We start from the raw sequence: 17,620 nt of genomic DNA on the forward strand, positions 1-17,620 counted from the left end.
CCTTCCATGACATTTCCCGGAAAGAGTTTCGCCATGTTTCGCTCTCGCTTGGCGGCCTCGCTGATGCGCGGTCTGGTCCTGTTGTCACTCGCCACATGCTTTGCCGCGGCTGGCGGACAAGCGGTGGTCACTTCCAACCTGACGCCCGCCACCGCCACCGCTGCCACGGTTGCGCCTGCCACCGCATCACCGGCGTCGGATCCGGTGGCTGGCGAGCCGCGCCGTCCCAAGGTGGCGCTGGTGCTGTCGGGCGGCGGCGCGCGTGGCTTTGCCCACATCGGTGTGCTGCGCGCGCTGAAGGACATGCACGTGCCGGTCGACATCGTGGTGGGCACCAGCATGGGCTCGGTGGTGGGCGGCGCCTATGCCGCCGGCAGCTCGGTGCAGGAACTGGAGCACATGGTGCGCACCACCGACTGGGACGCCGTGCTGGCCGACCGCCCGGCGCGCGACGACCTGACCTTCCGCCGCAAGGAGGAGGATGTGATGCTGCCTTCGCGCATCGAGTTCGGCGTCAGTCTGAAAGGCGCCACGGCGCCGCCCGCCGCCGTCGGCAATGCCGCGCTGGAGGCGGCACTGCTGCGCCTGCTGCCCGACAACATGCAGAACCAGTCGGTGGACAAGCTGGCGCTGCCGTTTCGCAGCGTGGCCTCGGACCTGCTGACCGGCGACCTGGTGGAGTTGGCCGACACGCCGCTGTTCCTGTCCATGCGCGCGTCGCTGGCGCTGCCGGGTGTGTTTGCGCCGGTGCGGGTGAAACAGCGCCTGGTGGTGGACGGCGGCCTGGTGCGCAACCTGCCGGTGGACCTGGCGCGCGCCATGGGCGCCGATGTGGTGATCGCCGTCAATGTCGGCACGCCATTGGCCGGCGAAGAGACGCTGGGCAGCGCCTTTGGCGTGGCGCAGCAGATGCTGGCCATCCTGACCGAGCAGAACGTCAAGCGCTCACTGCAGGAGCTGAAAGCCGGCGACGTGCTGATCGCCCCGGAGTTGACCGGTATCAGCTTCCTGGACTTCCGCCAGCACGACAAGGCCATGCAGGCCGGCTTCAAGGCGGCGCAGGCGCTGGCCGAGCGGCTGCGCCCGCTGGCCGTGCCGCCACAGCAGTACGCGCTGCTGGAGGACCAGCGCCTGGCCATGCCGGTGCCGGCCAAGCGCACACTGCCGCTGGCCAAGCTGACAGTGGAGCCGGAGCCGGGCGCGCAGATACGCCCGCAGACGCTGCTGGCCCAGTCCGGCTTGAGGGTGGGCGACAAAGTCTCGCCCGAGCAGGTGCGCCTGGCCGGCGTGCGCCTGTATGGCCGGGGTGACCTGGAGCGGGTGGAGACCGAGATCAGCGACGACGACGGCCAACGCAGCGTGGTCATCAAGCCCACCGAGTCCGGCTGGGCGCACCGGCGCTTGCGCCTGGGGCTGCAACTGGCCAGCGATTTTTCCGACAGCAACAACTTCAGCATCGGCTTCCTGCACGTGGCCTCATCCATCAACGACTGGGGGGGCGAGGTGCGCACTGCCGGCCAGGTGGGCACCCAGCGCAGCCTGGGCCTGCAGCTGTGGCAGCCGCTGGGGGCCGGGTCCGACTGGTATGTGGAGCCGTCGGTGCAATACGGCGCCACCTCGCTGGACCTGTTCAACCAGGGTCGGCGGCTTAGCCGCTACGCCACTTCGGCGCTGGGCGGCAGCTTCGTGGTGGGGCGGCAGTTCTCCAACTGGGGCGATTTGCAGATTGGCGTCACGCGCCAGGCCACCGATGCCGGGCTGCTGATCCCCGAGGACCCCACTACCAGCATTCCGCGCACCTACCAGACCAACCAGTTTTTGCAGTTCCGCATCGACACGCTGGACACGCTGGCCTTCCCCACGCGCGGCCAGTTGCTGACCTTCCAGGCCGGACGCTCGCCCACCGATTTGCCGGATGGCGCCACCCTGGCCAGCACCTCGGTGATCGGCTTGCAGGCCTTCCAGTCTGGTGACTGGGCCGGCCATGTGTACGCCGAATGGTCGCGCGCCAAATCCGGCAACGCGCCGCTGGCGCTGGGCGGTTTCTTGCGGCTGTCGGGCACGACGCCGGAATCCATCCAGGGCCAGACCGTGATGCTGGGCCGGCTGGCCATGGCGCGGCGCATTGGCGAGCTGCCCAGCGCGCTGGGCGGCACCGTGCGTGCCGGTTTTTCCGCCGAAGTAGGGGGCGCCTTTGCACAGGACCAACCGGTGCGCCTGGGCGACATGAAGCAGGCCGTCAGTGCCTACTTCGCGGTGGACACGCGCTTTGGCCCGCTGTACCTGGGGGCAGGCGGCACGCGCGGCACCGGCTCCACGCTCTACCTTTTCCTCGGCCCGGTGTGGTGAATGGTGCTGGTGTAGCCGGGTGAAGCAGCGGCGGCAGTGTCGGCTGCCTCGGGCGCGCGGCGCAGTGCGGTAAAGGYGCTCAGCTCCCAGGACTGGAAGCCCAGCAGCAGCGTGAAGCCATCGCGCTCCTGCGGCAGCAGGCGGCGGTCGTCCTGCTGCAGACGTGCCAGCTCGCCGGTCAGCTGCTGGATTTTTTTCACCATGTCCTGCGCGCTTTGTGCCGACAGGCGCGCCGGCACGCACATCAGCGTTTCGCCCGGGCCATCGAAGCGGCCGGTGAAGTAGTCCTGCACCACCGCATGGCGAAAGTACTGCTGCACCGGCCCATCGGCGCGCCAGCGGAAGGCGGCGGACACGCGCAGGCGGTAGCGGTTCATGGGCTTCAACTCGATCAGCTCCAGCCGGTCCAGCCGCACCAGCTTGCGTATGCATTCGGCTTCGCTCAGGTTGTAAGTCTCCACGATCTGCTCCAGGCTCCAGTGGCCCAGGCAGCAGATCGCCACCAGCAGCAGCATGGGGTCGGCCACCACCGATTTTTCTTGCGCCAGCGTCAGCGTGTCGGCCTGCGGCGTGGTGTCGGCGGCCTGGCGCAGCACGTCCTCCATCGCGACGCCGGCCGACTTGCAGATCTGGGCCAGCCGGGACAGCGACATGTCCTTCTGCGCAAAGATGCGCTTCACGCTGGATTCGCTCATGCGTATGCGCTGCGCCAGCACCTTGTACGTGATGCCAGCGGCCCGCAATTCGGCCCGCAGCACCTGCAACACCATTTCGGGTGAACTCATGATGGCTTGTAACTCCTGAGTGAACGCCGTGTACGCGGTACTGGATTCCGGTACCTGACAGGCCGAAACCCGCCGCTTCGTCGAAACGAATGGTACTACGGCGCGCTTGTCGGAATACTCCGTCTGTGTTTCAACTTTTAGTCGAGGTATTCATGCTGAATCGTCATTTCATTTCCGCTGCCGTGCTGGCCCTGGTGTCCGCTGCTGCCTCCGCGCAGACCAACTACGTGGGCGCCAGCGTGGGCATCGGCCACAACTACGATCTGGACTGCGTCAGCGGCGCCACCTGCGACCGCAGCGCCAACTCCACCGGCAAGATCACCTTTGGCCGTGAATTCGGCAGCACGCCGCTGTGGGGCGGCGACTTCTCCGGCGCCGTGGAGTTCATGGGCTTCCGTGCCGCCGAGGCCAAGGCCGGCTTCAACAACGGCACCGGCCTGGTGGCCGGCTCGGGCTACAGCACCGGTATCGGCGCCGCCTACGCCATGCACCTGGCCTATGGCGACTTCGCCGTCAAGACCAAGCTGGGCGTGGCCTACACCAAGGGCAGCGTGGACTACCTGGCCGGCGGCTCGTCGTCCAGCAGCATGTTCGTCCCCACCTTCGGTGTCGGCGCCAGCTACGCGCTGAACAAGAACGTCAGCCTGGACCTGGATTGGGACCGCGTCCCGACCCGTTTCCGCGATGGCACCGACAAGATCAACCTGAACATGTGGTCGCTGGGGGCGACGTACAAGTTCTGATCGACGCGATCAACTCTGTTGTTTCCTGGTGAGCGTTTGATTGGCGCGCGCCTTCGGGTGCTCGCCAATCTCTTTATTTGCGTTCCTGCCAGGTTTCGATGTCCATCTGTTGTGCTGGGGTGGGCATCAAGGAGCCTGCCCACGACGCACATTTCTTTGAAGCCTGGCACTCCCGAACGGTGGCCAGGTTCAGTTTGGCAAGACGGAGCAACACGTTTTCGGCCTCGGTGGACTGACCGACGCGCAAGCTCACCAAGGCCTTGTGCAAGATGAAGAGGTTCTTCGCGTTGTCGGCACCCACGATCGTGTCGATAGCTTCCGCCTGTTTCTTTTGCGCCTCCTGCGCAGCCCACCACTGGCCACCGTAAAAACCGACGATGCCTGTGATCAGTGAGGCAGCGTAGGCGAGCAAGAAACCGGGCCGCAGGCGCCAGCGCGCACTACTGTCCGGCAGTGTTTCGGATGATGCTGTCATTGTTGTTGACTCTCCCGGTTCTCTGTGAAATGCGGATTGCAAGTTGGTGGCGCCTTTTCTACACCGGCAAATCCGCCCGCTTCAACGTTCGCAGTACAAAGCTCGACTTGCTGTGCTGTATGCCCTTGATCTTGTAAATCTTCTCGCGTAACAGCCGCTCGTAGTCGCGCGTGTCTTTCACCGCTACGCGCAACAGGTAGTCATAGTCGCCCGATACCAAGTAGGCCTCCACCACCTCGGGGATGGCAGCCAGTGTCTCACCGAATTTTTCCAGCGTGTTGTCGGTGTGGCTGTCCAGCGTCAGCTGTACCAGCACGGTGTCGCTCAGGCCCAGTGCCTGGGCGTTCAGGCGCACGGTGAAGCCTTCGATCAGCCCGGCTTCTTCCATCTTGCGGATGCGCTCGTAGGTGGGCGAGGTGCTCAGGCCGGCGGAGCGGCCTATGTCTTGCAGGCTGGCGCGGGCGTCGTGCTGCAGGAAGCGCAGGATTTTCCGGTCAATGGCGTCGAGTTCGTACATATTTCCGTAAAATTCATGTTTGTCAGTAAAACATTCTGACACGGTGGGAAATCTTGGGAAGAACGGTAAGACATTCTGTACCTGTGGCGAGAAACTCCCTGCATCGGGGTCGCGATCATCCGCGCGATACCTTGAATGACGGGAGCCGGCGGGTTACCGCCCGCCGGCCTGCCGACACACCCGAGCTTGGTTATGCGGCCGCGTCGCGTTGGAAGCGCCACGTCGCCAGCGCGCCAAACAGCGCTGCAAACGCCAACTGCACGCCCATCGGCAGCAGCGCCGCGTCCAGCCCCAGGCCGCGCCAGGTCATGGCGTCCAGGCCGTCCATGGCCCAGCGTGTGGGCACCACCACGGTCACGCTTTGCAGCCACTGCGGGAAGATGAAGGTGGGCACCCAGGCGCCGCCCAGCATCACCAGCATCAGCGTGGCAAACACCGCCAGGCCGCGCGCGGCCTCGGGCGTCTTGCCGAAGGCGGCGATCAGCAGGCCAAAGGTGGCCGTCATCAGCGCGAAGGCCACAGCCACGCCGGCAAAGCCCAGCACGCTGCCGGCGATCTGCACGTCGAAGAACAGGATGGCCACCGCGAACACGAACAGCATCAGGCCCAGCGCGATCAGCGCCGATGACAGGACGCGCGCGCCCAGCACGGTGCGCAGGCTGATGGGCGCGGCCAGCAGGCGGCTCCACATGCCCATGCGTTGCGCCAGCAGGATGCTGATGCCGGTGTCTATGCCGAAGAACAGGATGAACTGCACCGCCATGCCGGCAAAGGCGTGGGCGTAGCCGTTGTACTTGGCGGGGCCGGAGGTCAGCGGCTGGTCTTGTGTGGCAAAGGGCATGGACAAGCCGCCCGCACCCCCCGCACCGCCCGGCTTGCTGGCTGTGGCTGCGCTGGCGTCGGCAGTCGGGCTGTTTTGCTGGAACTTCTTCACGCTCTGCAGCAGCTCGCGCAGGTCTTTCTTGGCCGGGTCGTCGGCGGCACTCTTTTCCAGGTCGGCAATACCCTGGGTGACGAATTTCTGCCCCCCGGCGCCGCCGAACATCTCGGCGCTGACGTTTTGCATCACATGCTGCGTCAGCATGCCCTTGACCATGGCCAGCACGGCGTCCTTGGAGGGGTCGTAGTAGATCGGCAGTTGGGGCTTGTCGCGCCCCCCAAACATGGCCGTGCCGGCCGCATCGCCAAAACCGGCCGGTATCACCACGGCGACGCTGAGCTTGCCCTTTTGCACCAAGGCCCTGGCTTCTTCCAGCGGCAGTTCCTTCACGTTCAGCGCCGTGTCGGCCTTCAGGCCGGCGACGATCTTCTTTGCCACGTCGCTGTTGTCCTGTGACACCACGGCAATGTCGATCTTGCCCTTGCTGGAGCCACCGCTGGCGCCGAACAAAAAGCCGAAGAAGGCGCCCAGCACCACCGGCATGGCCAGCGTCAGCAGCAGCGCGCGGCGGTTGCGCAGGAAGAGGGCGATGTCCTTGCGAACCAGGGCGAACAAAGCGGTCATGGGGTGCGTCCTTTTCTTGTTCAATCGCGCAGCGAGCGGCCGGTCAGCGCCAGGAACACGTCTTCCAGCTTGGCCTTGGCGGTGGCGAAGTTCAGTGGTTGCATGCCCTGGGCCTGCAACCATTGCAGCGTTGGCAGCGCGTCTTCATTGCTGCCCAGTGCCAGGTGCAGAGTGGCGCCATTGGCGCTGACGTCGGCCACGCCGGGGCGGGTCTTCAGCGCTGCAAGCGTGGCCTCGGACAGCGGTTGCGCCAGGTCCACCTGCAGCGCGGCTGCGGCCGGCAGGCGGCGAAACAGCGCCTGCGGGCTCTCGTCGGCGATCACCTTGCCGTGGTCGATGATGACGATGTGGTCGGCCAGCCGCTCCACCTCTTCCATGTAGTGGCTGGTGTAGATCAGCGAGCGGCCCTGGGCCTTCAGCGTTTCCAGGCTGTCGAAGATGGCGTTGCGGCTTTGCGGGTCCACACCCACCGTCGGCTCGTCCAGGATCAGCAGTTGCGGGTCGTGCAACAGCGCGCAGGCAATGTTCAGCCGGCGCTTCATGCCGCCGGAGAAGGTGCCGGCCAGGTCTTTGGCGCGGTCGGTCAGGTTGACCAGCGCCAGCGCCTCGTCGCAGCGCCCCTGCAGCGGTGCACCCTTCAGCCCGTACAGCGCGCCGAACACCTTCAGGTTGTCCAGCGCCGGCAACTCCTCGAACAGCGCCAGGTCCTGCGGCACCAGGCCGATCTGCTGCTTCACGGCGTTGTTGCCCAGGCCCATCGCGGCGCCTTCGAACAGCACTTCGCCGGCATCGGGCCTCAGCAACCCGCAGATGATGCTGACGGTGGTGGACTTGCCGGCGCCGTTGGGCCCCAGCAGGCCCAGGGTCTGGCCCTTGCTCAGGGCGAACGAGACGCCGTCAATGGCCTGGCGGCCGCCGAAGGCCTTGCTTAACCCCTTGACTTGCAACATGCTCATGGTGGCGGGCTCTGAAAAGCGGGGAACATGCCCCGGCCACCAATGTAGCGCCTGAGGCTAAGGCGCCAAGCGATTTTTCAGCCAACCGCCGCCGGGCGTCGGTGAATAGCGAATGCGGTCATGCAGCCGGCTCTTGCGGCCCTGCCAGAACTGCCATTGCTCCGGCTTCAAGCGGTAGCCGCCCCAGTGCGGCGGGCGCGGCGGGTTCAGCAAAAACTGCGCGCCGTATTTGGCGGCGTTGGCCAGCAGCACGCCCCGGCCGGAGATGACCTGGCTTTGCGGGCTGGCCCAGGCGCCGATGCGCGAATCCAGCGGCCGGCTGTTGAAATAGGCGTCGCTCTCCTCGGCGCTGACCTTTTCCACCACGCCCTCGATGCGCACCACGCGCTCCAGTTCCACCCAGTGGAATTGCAGCGCTGCATAGGGGTTGCCTGCCAACTCCTGGCCCTTGCGGCTGTCGTAGTTGGTGTACCAGACGATGCCGCGCTCGTCATAGCCCTTGATCAGCACGATGCGGGTGCTGGGTCGCAGGTCGTTGCCCACGGTGGCCAGGGTCATCGCGTTGGGTTCGGGCACCTGCGCGTCTATCGCCTCGTTCAGCCATTGGCCGAATTGCGCCAGCGGGTCGTTGCTGGATGCGTCTTCGCTCAACTCGGCGCGCTCGTAGCTCTTGCGCAGGCTGGCCAGGTCGGGGTGCGGGGTGCTCATGATGGCATTGTCGCGCAAGCGGGAAACGGTTTGGACCGAGGGGGGATTGGCCACGGCACCCGTGCGTCATATACCGCTGTATATCAAGCTGTGCACGCCCTGCAGACCTTGGCGAATTGCAGTACAGTGGCCTCGCTTTTTTGTCTGCCAACTCGTGCGGCAGACCGCCTTTTGAAAAGCAGAAAAAAGGACTCCCATCATGGTTCAGCTCACCATCAACGGCAAAGACACCCAAGTCGACGCCGACCCCTCCACCCCCATCCTCTGGGCCCTGCGCGACACGCTGGGCATGACCGGTACCAAGTTCGGTTGCGGCATGGCGCTGTGCGGTGCCTGCACCGTGCACATCGACGGTGCCGCCACGCGCTCGTGCATCACGCCGATCTCGGCGGCGGCGGGCAAGAAGATCACCACCATCGAGGCCGTGGCCAACGACAAGGTCGGAAAGGCCGTGCAGGACGCCTGGGTGGCGCACGACGTGGCGCAATGCGGCTACTGCCAGAGCGGCCAGATCATGAGCGCCACCGCGCTGTTGCGCACCAACAAGAAACCCAGCGACGCCGACATCGACGCCGCCATGTCCGGCAACGTCTGCCGCTGTGGCACCTATGTGCGCATACGCGGCGCCATCCACGCCGCTGCCGCCAAGCTGGCCTGATCGACAGACAAGGACACACACCATGAACTTCGATCCCACATTGGGCGACCTGACCCAACATTTGCCCAGGGGCCTGCTGGCCCGGGCCTTGAACAACACCGAGCCGATGGGCGATGGTGCCGGCGACACCTCGCGCCGCAGCTTCCTGAAGCTGGGCGTGGCCTCCGGCTTCGCGCTGGGCCTGTTCCCGCTGGGCGCCTCGGCGCAGACGGCTGCTGCCGCACCGGCGGGGCTGAAGCCCTTCGAGCAACCGGACGCCTTTGTGCGGCTGGACAAGGACGGCACCGTCACCGTCACCATCAACCGGCTGGAATTCGGCCAGGGCGTGCTCACCGCGCTGCCCATGCTGCTGGCCGAGGAGCTGGATGTTCCCTGGGACAAGGTGCGTGCCGTGCACGGCGACGCCAACCCGGCCTATGTGGACCCGGCTTTCGGCATCCACCTCACCGGCGGCTCCGGTTCGGTGGCGCGCTCGTTCATGCAATACCGCGAGTTGGGCGCCCGTACCCGCGCCATGCTGGTGGCCGCCGCCGCGCAGCAGTGGGGCGGCGACGCCACCGGCCTGCGGGCGGAGAACGGTGCGGTGTACCGCACCGATGGCAAATCCATTCCCTACGGTGAGCTGGCCGAAACGGCGATGAAGATGCCGGTGCCTGACAAGGTCACACTGAAGAACGCCAAGGACTTCAAGCTGATCGGCAAACCCACTGGCAGGCTGGACGCGCGCGCCAAATCCAGCGGCATGCAGAGCTTTGGCATCGACATGGCCTTGCCCGGCATGTTGACCGCCGTGGTGGTGCGCCCGCCGGTGTTTGGCGGCAAGCTGAAATCGGTCAACGACGTGGCGGCCAAGAAGGTCAAGGGCGTGCGTGCGGTACTGCGGGTGCCGCTGGACCGCGGCGCCGAGGGCGTGGTCGTGATCGCCCAGGGCTACTGGGCAGCCAAGCAGGGCCGCGACGCGTTGAAACTGGAATGGGACACCAGCGCGGTGGAGAAAGTGGACAGCGTGGCCCAACTGGCCGCCTACCGCGAGCTGGCCGGCAAGACCGGCACGCCCACCGCCGTGAAGGCTGACGTCAGCAGATTGGCCAGCGCGCCGAAGAAGATCAGCGCCGAGTTCGTCTTCCCCTACTTGGCGCATGCGCCCATGGAGCCGCTGAACTGCACCGTGGCCCTCACCGGCCAGGGGGCAGACACCAAGGCCCAGTTGTGGATGGGCACGCAGATGCCGGGGCTGGACCTGATGGCTGCCTCCAAGGCGCTGGGTGTGGCGCCGCAGGCTATCAAGGTGAATGTGCAGATGGCCGGCGGTGGCTTTGGCCGGCGCGCCATTGCGACGTCGGATTATGTGGTGGAAGCCTGCAACGTGGCCAAGGCGGCGCGCGCTGCCGGCATCGATGCGCCGGTGCGCACGCTGTGGAGCCGCGAGGACGACATCAAGGGCGGCTACTACCGCCCCATGCACGTGCACCGCGCCGAGATCGGCTTTGACGCCAAAGGCAAGGTGCTGGCCTGGGACCACGTGATCGTGGGCCAGTCCATCCTGGGTGGCACACCGTTCGAACCCATGATGGTGAAGGACGGGGTGGACAGCACCATGACCGAGGGCATGCGCGAGCCGTACGAAGTGCCGATGCGCCTGACCATCCACCACCCGAAGCAGAACGTGCCGGTGCTGTGGTGGCGTAGCGTGGGCTCCACCCACACCGCCTATGTGATGGAGACGCTGGTGGACGAGATCGCCCGCGCCACCAAGCAGGACCCGGTGGCGTACCGCATGGCGCTGATGGGCGACAAGGCCCCGCGCCACAAGGCCGCCTTGCAGCTGGCGGTGGAGAAGTCCGGCTACGGCAAGCGCCAGCTGGCCAAGGGCCGCGCCTGGGGCGTGGCGGTGCACGAGTCGTTCAACACCGTGGTGGCTTATGTGGTGGAAGCCTCGGTCACCAAGGGGAGCCCGAAGCTGCACGCGGTGACGGCCGGCGTGCACTGCAACCTGGCAGTGAACCCGATGACGGTGGAAGCCCAGGTGCAGGGCGCCGCGCTGATGGGCCTGGGCACCTGCCTGCCCGGTGCTGCCATCACGCTGAAGGACGGCGTGGTGGAGCAGAGCAACTTTGGCGACTACACGGTGGCCCGCATCACCGACATGCCCACCATCACCGTGCACGTGGTGCCCAGTGCCGATCCGCCGACCGGCCTGGGCGAGCCCGGCCTGCCGCCGTTGGCGCCGGCCTTTGGCAACGCCATTGCCAAGCTGACGGGCAAGACGCCGCGCGAGCTGCCTTTCAAATTGGCGTGAGGCTGGAAAGTACGGGCTGAGGCGCTGCTGTCAGCGCGTCAGCGCCGCAGGAACCAGAACACGGCCAGCGCCAGGATCACGGCGCCGGCAACCCACAGCGCCCGCGCCGGCACGCCAGCAGGCGCCGGCGGCGTTGCCGCTGTGGCTGCCACCGCGCCGGCCGCCGCGTTGTCTGCCGCAGCGGCGGCCGGGTAGCGTTTCTGCATCTCAGCCTCAAAGCGCTTGAAGAAGTCATCCGCCATCGACTTGGCGGCCCCTTCCACGAGCCGCTGGCCCACCTGCGCCAGCTTGCCGCCGATTTGCGCCGAAACGCTGTACTGCAGTTCGCAACCGGTGTCCTGCGGCAGCAGCGTCACCTGGGCCTTGCCCTTGCCGAAGCCGGCGGCGCCACCCTGGCCGTCAAAGGCCAGCGTGTAGCTGTTGGGCGGGTTGATGTCTGACAGCGTGATCTTGCCGTTGAACTTGGCCGACACCGGGCCAATCTTCACCGCCATGCCCACCGCGTACTGGTTGTCGCCCGTCAGCTCCAGCCGTTCGCAGCCTGCGATGCAGGCCTTCAGCACCTCGGGGTCGTTCAGCGCGTCCCAGGCCTGCTGCTGGGTGATGGCGAGGGGGCGGCTTCCTTGGATGTCCATGGGGGTGTCTTCTTCAAAAATAAGGGTGGTGTTCAGCGCTGCATGCGCATCACGCGGGAGATGGCCTGCGCAAGATCTTCCAATCGGCTCAGATTGTGCACCGCCAGCATGGCGTCGGCGTGCCGGTGCAGCACGGCCGCGCCGCGCGCCAGCGGCGCATAGCCGTCAAAGCGCAGCAGCGGGTTCAGCCACAGCAGTTGGCGGCAGTGCAGGCGCAGCCAGGCGACCTGCGCATCCAGCAACTCGGGCTCGTCGGTGTCCAGGCCGTCGCTGATCAGCAGCACCAGCGTGCGCCGCCCGATCAGGCGCCGGCCGTGCTGCTGGCGCAGGCTGGCCAGCGCGTGGCCCAGCCGGGTGCCGCCGGCAAAGTCGGGGATGGCCGCGCTGGCGGCGGCCAGCATCTGGTCGGTGTCCGCCAGGTGGAAGGCTGGTGTCAGGTCGGTCAACGCGGTACCGAAAGCAAACACGTCGCTGCGCTGCCGGTGCGCGCGCGTGGCGGCGTGCAGGAAGGCCAGCAGCAGCCGGGCGTAGCGCTCCATGGAGCCGGACACGTCCACCAGCACCAGCAGTGGCAGCCGCTGTGGGCGCCTTGCCAGCAGCGGCAGGTCCATCAGCTCGCCGGTGCGGGTGGCGTTGCGCATCACGCCGCGCCAATCGATGCGGGTGCCGCGCGGGCCAGGCCGGGTGCGCCGTGACGGCAGCCTGGGCAGCGGCAGGCTGATGTCGCGCGCCAGGCGCTCCACCAGCAGGTATTCGCTGGCGCCCAGCGCGTTGAAGTCGGCCTGGTGCAGGCGCTGCGCCTGGCTGGCGGTCATGGCGGCGTCGAATTCCAGCTTTTTGTCGTCCGCTGCCGGCTGTGCCAGGCTGGCCGCCTGCTGGCGCGGCAACAAGGCCTCGCGCACGCGCGGGCGCCGCTTGCTCGGCTCGGCCTTGCCTTCGGCACTGGGCAGCATCTGCGCCAGCAGCTTGTGGGCCATGTCGGGGTCGCGGAAGTAGGCGTCGAACAGCTCGCGAAACACTAACCGGTCCTGCTCGCGGTTGACCATCACCGCCTCCAACGCGGCGCAGAGGTCGGCCTTGTCGCCCACCCCCAGCAACAGCGCCGCCTGCTGGGCCAGCGCGATGCGCTCGCTGTCGGTGCGCACGCCGGCGCGGCGCAACGCGCGGCCAAAGCCGGTGATGTTGTCGGCCAGCTTGCCGCGGCGCGCGTCACCCAGTTGCATGGTGCTGGCCGGTGGGTTGTGGCTGGCCGCTCAGGCCGGCTCGGCTTCGGGCTTCAGCAGCTCGTTGGCCAGCTCGGTGGTCAACGCCGCCACGTCCTCGCGCTGCTTGAACAGGATGCCGGCGGTGCTGGTCACCACTTCCGGGTCCACCACCAGCGTGTCCAGCGCCACCAGGGCCTTGGCCCATTCCACGCTCTCGGCGATGCCGGGCGCGCGGTGGAAGGCATTGGCAAACGGCTGGCTGCGCAGCCGGCCAACGAAGGCTGCCACCTGTTCGGCCAGTGCGGCGCTGGCCTGCGGCACCTGGGCGCGCACGATGGCCAGCTCGCGCTCGCGCTCGGGGTAGTCCAGCCAGTGGTACAGGCAGCGGCGCTTGACGGCGTCGTTCAGTTCGCGCGTGCGGTTGCTGGTCAGGATGGTCACCGGTGGCACCAGGGCATGCACGGTGCCCAGCTCGGGAATGCTGACCTGGTATTCGCCCAGGTACTCAAGCAAAAAGGCTTCGAACGGCTCGTCGGCGCGGTCCACCTCGTCCACCAGCAGCACCGCGCCGGGGGCCGGTGCCTGCAGCGCCTGCAACAGCGGGCGGCGGATCAGGTAGCGTTCCTGGTACACCTCGCGCTCGATGTGCGCCAGGTCGGCGCCGCCGGTGCCCGGGCGCGCTTCGGCGGCGCGCAAGTGCAGCAACTGGGCGGCGTAATTCCACTCATACAAGGCTTCGCGCTGCTCCAGGCCGTCGTAGCACTGCAGGCGCAGCAGCACGCGCTGCAAGGCCGTGGCCAGCGCCTTGGCCAGCACGGTCTTGCCGACGCCGGGTTCGCCTTCCAGCAGCAGCGGGCGCTGCAGCTTCAGCGCCAGGAACACCGCTGTGGCCAGCCGCCGGTCGGCATGGTAGCCGGCGCCCAGCAGGGCTTGTTGGACGGCGCCTATGCTGGCCAGACCAGGGGTCGAGGCGGAGGTGGGTGGCGCGTCAGGGCTCGCGGTCATCCACCAAGCTTACCCCAAGGCGGCGGCCACTGCCCGCTGCGTCTGCACACTGACCAGGTTGGCCCGGTAGGCGGCGCTGGCGTGGATGTCGCTGCTGTACTCGGCGGCGTCAATCTTCACCGCGGCCGCGGCGGCGGGCGTGAACGATTTGTTCAGCGCGTCTTCCAGGCCCTTGTGGCGGAACACGCCGTTGCCGCCACCGGTGACAGCCACGCGCACGCCGGCGTCAAGCTGCGCCACAAACACGCCGACCAGCGCGAAGCGCGAGGCCGGTTGCTTGAACTTCAGGTAGGCGGCCTTCTTCGGGATGGGGAAGCGGATGGCGGTGATCAGCTCGCCCTCGTTCAGCGCGGTGCCGAACAGGCCGGTGAAGAAGTCGTCCGCCGCGATCTGGCGCTGCGTGGTCTGCACCGTGGCGCCCAGCGCCAGCACGGCGCTGGGGTAGCAGGCGGCGGGGTCGTTGTTGGCCACCGAGCCGCCCAGCGTGCCCATGGCGCGCACCTGGCGGTCGCCAATGTGCGCGGCCAGGCCGGCCAGCGCGGGAATGGCGGCCTGCACCACCGGGCTGGCGGCGACGTCGGCGTGGCGCGTCATGGCGCCTATCACCAGCGCATTGCCGTCTTGCCGTATGCCGTCCAGCTCATTGATGGCGCCCAGGTCCACCAGCTTGTCGGGGTTGGCCAGGCGCAGCTTCATTGAGGCCAGCAGGGTCTGGCCACCGGCCAGCGGCTTGGCGCCGGCGGCAATGGCCTTGGTGGCGTCGGCGGTGGAGCCGGGGCGTTCCAGAGTGAATGGGTACATGGTGTTAGCCTCCTTGAATGTTCAGGCCTTGGCGGCCTGGATGGCGGCCCACACCCGGTTGGGCGAGGCGGGCATGTCGAAGTCCTTCACGCCCAGCGGGCGCAGCGCGTCCAGCAAGGCGTTGATGACGGCGGGGGGCGAGCCGATGGCGCCGGCCTCGCCGCAGCCCTTGGTGCCCAGCGGGTTGTGGGTGCAGGGTGTGCAAACGGTGCCCAGCTTGAAGGTCGGGAAGTCGTCGGCGCGCGGCATCGCGTAGTCCATGAAGGAGCCGGTCAGCAGCTGGCCGGATTCGGAGTCGTAGACGCAGTTTTCCAGCAGCGCCTGGCCTATGCCCTGCACCAGGCCGCCATGCACCTGGCCTTCAACGATCATCGGGTTGATGATGGTGCCGAAGTCGTCCACGGCGCTGAAGCGGTCCACCCGCACCGTGCCGGTGGCCGGATCCACCTCCACCTCGCAGATGTAGGTGCCGGCGGGGAAGGTGAAGTTGGTGGGGTCGTAGAACGCGGTTTCGTTCAGGCCGGGCTCCAACTTGTCCAGCGGGTAGTTGTGCGGCACGTAGGCGGTCAGCGCCACCTGGCCGAAAGGGATCTTCTTGTCGGTGCCCTTGATGGTGAACTCGCCGTTGGAGAAATCGACGTCGGCGTCGCTGGCCTCCATCAGGTGGGCGGCGATCTTCTTCGCCTTGGCCTCGATCTTGTCCAGCGCCTTCATGATGGCCGCGCCACCCACCGAGATGGAGCGCGAGCCATAAGTGCCCATGCCGAAGGGCACGCGGCCGGTGTCGCCGTGCACCACGTCCACGTTCTCCACCGGAATACCCAGGCGCGCCGCCACCACCTGCGCAAAGGTGGTCTCGTGCCCCTGGCCATGGCTGTGCGAGCCGGTGAACACGGTGACGCTGCCGGTCGGGTGGACGCGGATCTCGCCGCATTCGAACAGGCCGGCACGCGCGCCCAGGGCACCCGCAATGTTGCTGGGCGCGATGCCGCAGGCCTCGATGTAGCTGCTGTAGCCTATGCCGCGCTTCAGGCCCTTAGCCTCGCTGGCCTGGCGGCGGGCCGCAAAGCCATCCACCTCGGCCAGCGCCTGGGCCTTGTCCATGCAGGCGTGGTAGTCGCCCACGTCGTATTGCAGCGCCACCGGCGTCTGGTAGGGGAAGCTGGTGATGAAGTTGCGCTTGCGGATCTCATCCTGCCCCAGGCCCAGCTCCCAGGCGCAGCGCGTCACCAGCCGCTCCAGCAGGTAGGTGGCCTCGGGCCGTCCTGCGCCGCGGTAGGCGTCCACCGGCGCGGTGTTGGTGAACCAGGCGTCCACCTCCACATAGACCTGCGGTGTGGCGTATTGGCCGGCCAACAAGGTGGCGTACAGGATGGTGGGCACGCAGGTGGAGAAGGTGGACAGGTAGGCGCCCAGGTTGGCGTCGGTGTGCACGCGCAAGGCCAGGAACTTGCCATCCTTGTCCATCGCCATCTCGGCGTGGCTGACGTGGTCGCGGCCATGGGCGTCGCTCAAGAAGGCCTCGCTGCGGTCGGCCGTCCACTTGATGCTGCGGTTCAGTTGCTTGGCACCCCAGGTCAGCGCAACGTCTTCGGCATACAGGTAGATCTTGGAGCCAAAGCCTCCGCCTACATCAGGCGCGATCACGCGCACCTTGTGCTCAGGCAGGCCCAGCACAAAGGCGGTCATCAGCAGCCGCTCCACGTGCGGGTTCTGGTTGGACACATACAGCGTGTATTCCTCATTGGCGCGGCTGTAGGCGCCGATCGCGGCGCGCGGCTCCATCGCGTTGGGCACCAGGCGGTTGTTGATCAGGTCCAGCTTGGTCACGTGCGCGGCGCTGGCGAACGCCGCGTCCACCTGGGCCTTGTCGCCAATGGCCCACTTGTAGCAGTGGTTGTCGGGCGCGGCGTCGTGCAGCGCCGTGGCCTTGGCGGCGTCACTCACGTTGACCACCGCGCTGAGCACCTCGTAGTCCACCTCCACCGCCTCGGCGGCGTTCTTGGCCTGCTCCAGCGTCTCGGCCACCACCATGGCCACGTGGTCACCCACATAGCGCACCTTGCCCTGGGCCAGGATGGGATGGGGCGGCTCTTTCATCGGCTGGCCGTCGGTGCTGGTGATCAGCCAGCCGCAGGGCAGGCCGCCCATCTTGCCTTCCACGTCCTTGCCGGTGAAGACCTTCACCACACCGGGCATGGCCTCGGCCTTGGCGACGTTGATGCCGTTGATCTTGGCGTGCGCGTGCGGCGAGCGCACGAACACCGCCTGGCACTGGTTGGCCAGGTTGATGTCGTCGGTGTACTGGCCGGCGCCGGTGAGGAAGCGGTAGTCCTCCTTGCGGCGGACCGATTCGCCGATGTGCGGCAGCTTGGAGAAGTCGGATGCACCCATGATGTGTCTCCCTGTGTTCAGGCCTTGGCCATGGCGGCCTGGCCTTGCTGTACGGCCTTGATGATGTTCTGGTAGCCGGTGCAGCGGCACAGGTTGCCTTCCAGCAGTTCGCGGATTTCCGTCTCGCCGGCCTTGGGGTGGTGCTGGCACAGGTCCATCGCGCTCATCACCATGCCGGGGGTGCAGAAGCCGCATTGCAGGCCATGGCACTCCTTGAAAGCGGCCTGCATCGGGTGCATGGTGCCGTCGGGCTGGGCCAGGCCTTCGATGGTGCCCACGCTGGCGCCCTGTGCCTGCGCGGCCAGCATGTTGCACGACTTGACAGCCTTGCCGTTGAGCAGCACGGTGCAGGCGCCGCACTGCGCGGTGTCGCAACCCACGTGGGTGCCGGTCAGGTGCAGGTGCTCGCGCAGCGCCTGCACCAGCAGTGTGTTGGGGGGAACGTCAAGGGTGGTGGGTTTGCCGTTGACCGTGAACTGAACTTGCATACGGGGTCTCTCCTTGGGCGGGCTTTGTGATTGTGGGGACGAACTTTTCATTGTTCGCCGCTTCCGTGGTGGCGTGGCTAGGTTAAACCCTAGGGCTG

At 67.0% G+C, this 17,620-nt stretch carries 16 protein-coding genes; 4 read left to right on the forward strand and 12 right to left on the reverse strand.

Annotated elements, in window-relative coordinates:
- The first annotated feature begins 33 nt into the window (after window positions 1-33).
- A complete protein-coding gene (locus AC1DX2_RS17375) occupies window positions 34-2,349 on the forward strand; it encodes a patatin-like phospholipase family protein (protein WP_477197603.1) in 2,316 nt (771 codons plus the stop codon).
- Here the strand turns inward: AC1DX2_RS17375 and AC1DX2_RS17380 are convergent.
- A complete protein-coding gene (locus AC1DX2_RS17380; RefSeq protein ID WP_477197604.1) occupies window positions 2,322-3,134 on the reverse strand; it encodes a helix-turn-helix domain-containing protein in 813 nt (270 codons plus the stop codon). The two genes, AC1DX2_RS17375 and AC1DX2_RS17380, sit on opposite strands and share 28 nt — an antisense overlap.
- Before the next feature lie 152 nt (window positions 3,135-3,286).
- On the opposite strand from AC1DX2_RS17380, the gene AC1DX2_RS17385 reads away from it, so the two are divergent.
- On the forward strand, window positions 3,287-3,877 hold the full coding sequence (locus tag AC1DX2_RS17385) for an outer membrane protein (protein WP_477197605.1): 591 nt from the start codon (window positions 3,287-3,289) through the stop codon (window positions 3,875-3,877).
- A gap of 73 nt (window positions 3,878-3,950) precedes the next feature.
- On the opposite strand, the gene AC1DX2_RS17390 is transcribed toward AC1DX2_RS17385, so the two are convergent.
- From AC1DX2_RS17390 to pdxH, 5 genes are all read right to left on the reverse strand, one after another.
- Window positions 3,951-4,352: a hypothetical protein gene (locus AC1DX2_RS17390; protein ID WP_477197606.1), complete on the reverse strand. Its 402-nt coding sequence runs from the start codon at window positions 4,350-4,352 to the stop codon at window positions 3,951-3,953.
- A 58-nt stretch (window positions 4,353-4,410) separates the two neighbouring features.
- Window positions 4,411-4,869: an Lrp/AsnC family transcriptional regulator gene (locus AC1DX2_RS17395; RefSeq protein WP_477197607.1), complete on the reverse strand. Its 459-nt coding sequence runs from the start codon at window positions 4,867-4,869 to the stop codon at window positions 4,411-4,413.
- A 190-nt stretch (window positions 4,870-5,059) separates the two neighbouring features.
- Window positions 5,060-6,373, reverse strand: a complete 1,314-nt coding sequence (locus tag AC1DX2_RS17400; protein ID WP_477197608.1) for an ABC transporter permease — start codon at window positions 6,371-6,373, stop codon at window positions 5,060-5,062.
- A 20-nt stretch (window positions 6,374-6,393) separates the two neighbouring features.
- A complete protein-coding gene (locus tag AC1DX2_RS17405) occupies window positions 6,394-7,329 on the reverse strand; it encodes an ABC transporter ATP-binding protein (protein ID WP_477197609.1) in 936 nt (311 codons plus the stop codon).
- 57 nt (window positions 7,330-7,386) lie between these two features.
- The gene (gene pdxH, locus AC1DX2_RS17410) at window positions 7,387-8,037 is read right to left on the reverse strand and encodes a pyridoxamine 5'-phosphate oxidase (RefSeq protein ID WP_477197610.1); all 651 of its coding nucleotides are present in this window, start codon (window positions 8,035-8,037) and stop codon (window positions 7,387-7,389) included.
- A gap of 199 nt (window positions 8,038-8,236) precedes the next feature.
- Between pdxH and AC1DX2_RS17415 the strand changes: the two genes are divergently transcribed.
- Window positions 8,237-8,695, forward strand: coding sequence for a (2Fe-2S)-binding protein (locus tag AC1DX2_RS17415; protein ID WP_477197611.1), 459 nt, complete (start codon window positions 8,237-8,239; stop codon window positions 8,693-8,695).
- A gap of 22 nt (window positions 8,696-8,717) precedes the next feature.
- Complete coding sequence (locus tag AC1DX2_RS17420; protein ID WP_477197612.1) at window positions 8,718-10,994, forward strand: xanthine dehydrogenase family protein molybdopterin-binding subunit; 2,277 nt, start codon at window positions 8,718-8,720, stop codon at window positions 10,992-10,994.
- 38 nt (window positions 10,995-11,032) lie between these two features.
- Here the strand turns inward: AC1DX2_RS17420 and AC1DX2_RS17425 are convergent, their stop codons facing one another.
- The 6 genes from AC1DX2_RS17425 to AC1DX2_RS17450 are packed head-to-tail and all read right to left on the reverse strand — an operon-like array spanning window position 11,033 to window position 17,522.
- On the reverse strand, window positions 11,033-11,629 hold the full coding sequence (locus tag AC1DX2_RS17425; RefSeq protein WP_477197613.1) for a CoxG family protein: 597 nt from the start codon (window positions 11,627-11,629) through the stop codon (window positions 11,033-11,035).
- A 32-nt stretch (window positions 11,630-11,661) separates the two neighbouring features.
- Window positions 11,662-12,852: a vWA domain-containing protein gene (locus tag AC1DX2_RS17430; protein ID WP_477197614.1), complete on the reverse strand. Its 1,191-nt coding sequence runs from the start codon at window positions 12,850-12,852 to the stop codon at window positions 11,662-11,664.
- Between the two features lie 30 nt (window positions 12,853-12,882).
- A complete protein-coding gene (locus tag AC1DX2_RS17435) occupies window positions 12,883-13,839 on the reverse strand; it encodes an AAA family ATPase (protein WP_477197615.1) in 957 nt (318 codons plus the stop codon).
- A gap of 9 nt (window positions 13,840-13,848) precedes the next feature.
- Complete coding sequence (locus AC1DX2_RS17440) at window positions 13,849-14,640, reverse strand: FAD binding domain-containing protein (RefSeq protein WP_477197616.1); 792 nt, start codon at window positions 14,638-14,640, stop codon at window positions 13,849-13,851.
- Between the two features lie 21 nt (window positions 14,641-14,661).
- Complete coding sequence (locus AC1DX2_RS17445) at window positions 14,662-17,034, reverse strand: xanthine dehydrogenase family protein molybdopterin-binding subunit (protein WP_477197617.1); 2,373 nt, start codon at window positions 17,032-17,034, stop codon at window positions 14,662-14,664.
- Between the two features lie 17 nt (window positions 17,035-17,051).
- The gene (locus tag AC1DX2_RS17450; RefSeq protein ID WP_477197618.1) at window positions 17,052-17,522 is read right to left on the reverse strand and encodes a (2Fe-2S)-binding protein; all 471 of its coding nucleotides are present in this window, start codon (window positions 17,520-17,522) and stop codon (window positions 17,052-17,054) included.
- Window positions 17,523-17,620: the final 98 nt, after the last annotated feature.

The sequence above is a fragment of the Hylemonella sp. P2_B10 genome (assembly GCF_056404875.1).

What these genes read in the sequence shown, in the direction of transcription:
- AC1DX2_RS17440 (WP_477197616.1), bottom strand. Translation starts at nt 14,640, where the DNA reads ATGTACCCATTCACTCTGGAACGCCCCGGCTCCACCGCCGACGCCACC.
- AC1DX2_RS17400 (WP_477197608.1), bottom strand. Translation starts at nt 6,373, where the DNA reads ATGACCGCTTTGTTCGCCCTGGTTCGCAAGGACATCGCCCTCTTCCTG.
- AC1DX2_RS17405 (WP_477197609.1), bottom strand. Translation starts at nt 7,329, where the DNA reads ATGAGCATGTTGCAAGTCAAGGGGTTAAGCAAGGCCTTCGGCGGCCGC.
- AC1DX2_RS17375 (WP_477197603.1), top strand. Translation starts at nt 34, where the DNA reads ATGTTTCGCTCTCGCTTGGCGGCCTCGCTGATGCGCGGTCTGGTCCTG.
- AC1DX2_RS17425 (WP_477197613.1), bottom strand. Translation starts at nt 11,629, where the DNA reads ATGGACATCCAAGGAAGCCGCCCCCTCGCCATCACCCAGCAGCAGGCC.
- AC1DX2_RS17430 (WP_477197614.1), bottom strand. Translation starts at nt 12,852, where the DNA reads ATGCAACTGGGTGACGCGCGCCGCGGCAAGCTGGCCGACAACATCACC.
- AC1DX2_RS17390 (WP_477197606.1), bottom strand. Translation starts at nt 4,352, where the DNA reads ATGACAGCATCATCCGAAACACTGCCGGACAGTAGTGCGCGCTGGCGC.
- AC1DX2_RS17415 (WP_477197611.1), top strand. Translation starts at nt 8,237, where the DNA reads ATGGTTCAGCTCACCATCAACGGCAAAGACACCCAAGTCGACGCCGAC.
- pdxH (WP_477197610.1), bottom strand. Translation starts at nt 8,037, where the DNA reads ATGAGCACCCCGCACCCCGACCTGGCCAGCCTGCGCAAGAGCTACGAG.
- AC1DX2_RS17445 (WP_477197617.1), bottom strand. Translation starts at nt 17,034, where the DNA reads ATGGGTGCATCCGACTTCTCCAAGCTGCCGCACATCGGCGAATCGGTC.
- AC1DX2_RS17385 (WP_477197605.1), top strand. Translation starts at nt 3,287, where the DNA reads ATGCTGAATCGTCATTTCATTTCCGCTGCCGTGCTGGCCCTGGTGTCC.
- AC1DX2_RS17420 (WP_477197612.1), top strand. Translation starts at nt 8,718, where the DNA reads ATGAACTTCGATCCCACATTGGGCGACCTGACCCAACATTTGCCCAGG.
- AC1DX2_RS17395 (WP_477197607.1), bottom strand. Translation starts at nt 4,869, where the DNA reads ATGTACGAACTCGACGCCATTGACCGGAAAATCCTGCGCTTCCTGCAG.
- AC1DX2_RS17435 (WP_477197615.1), bottom strand. Translation starts at nt 13,839, where the DNA reads ATGACCGCGAGCCCTGACGCGCCACCCACCTCCGCCTCGACCCCTGGT.
- AC1DX2_RS17450 (WP_477197618.1), bottom strand. Translation starts at nt 17,522, where the DNA reads ATGCAAGTTCAGTTCACGGTCAACGGCAAACCCACCACCCTTGACGTT.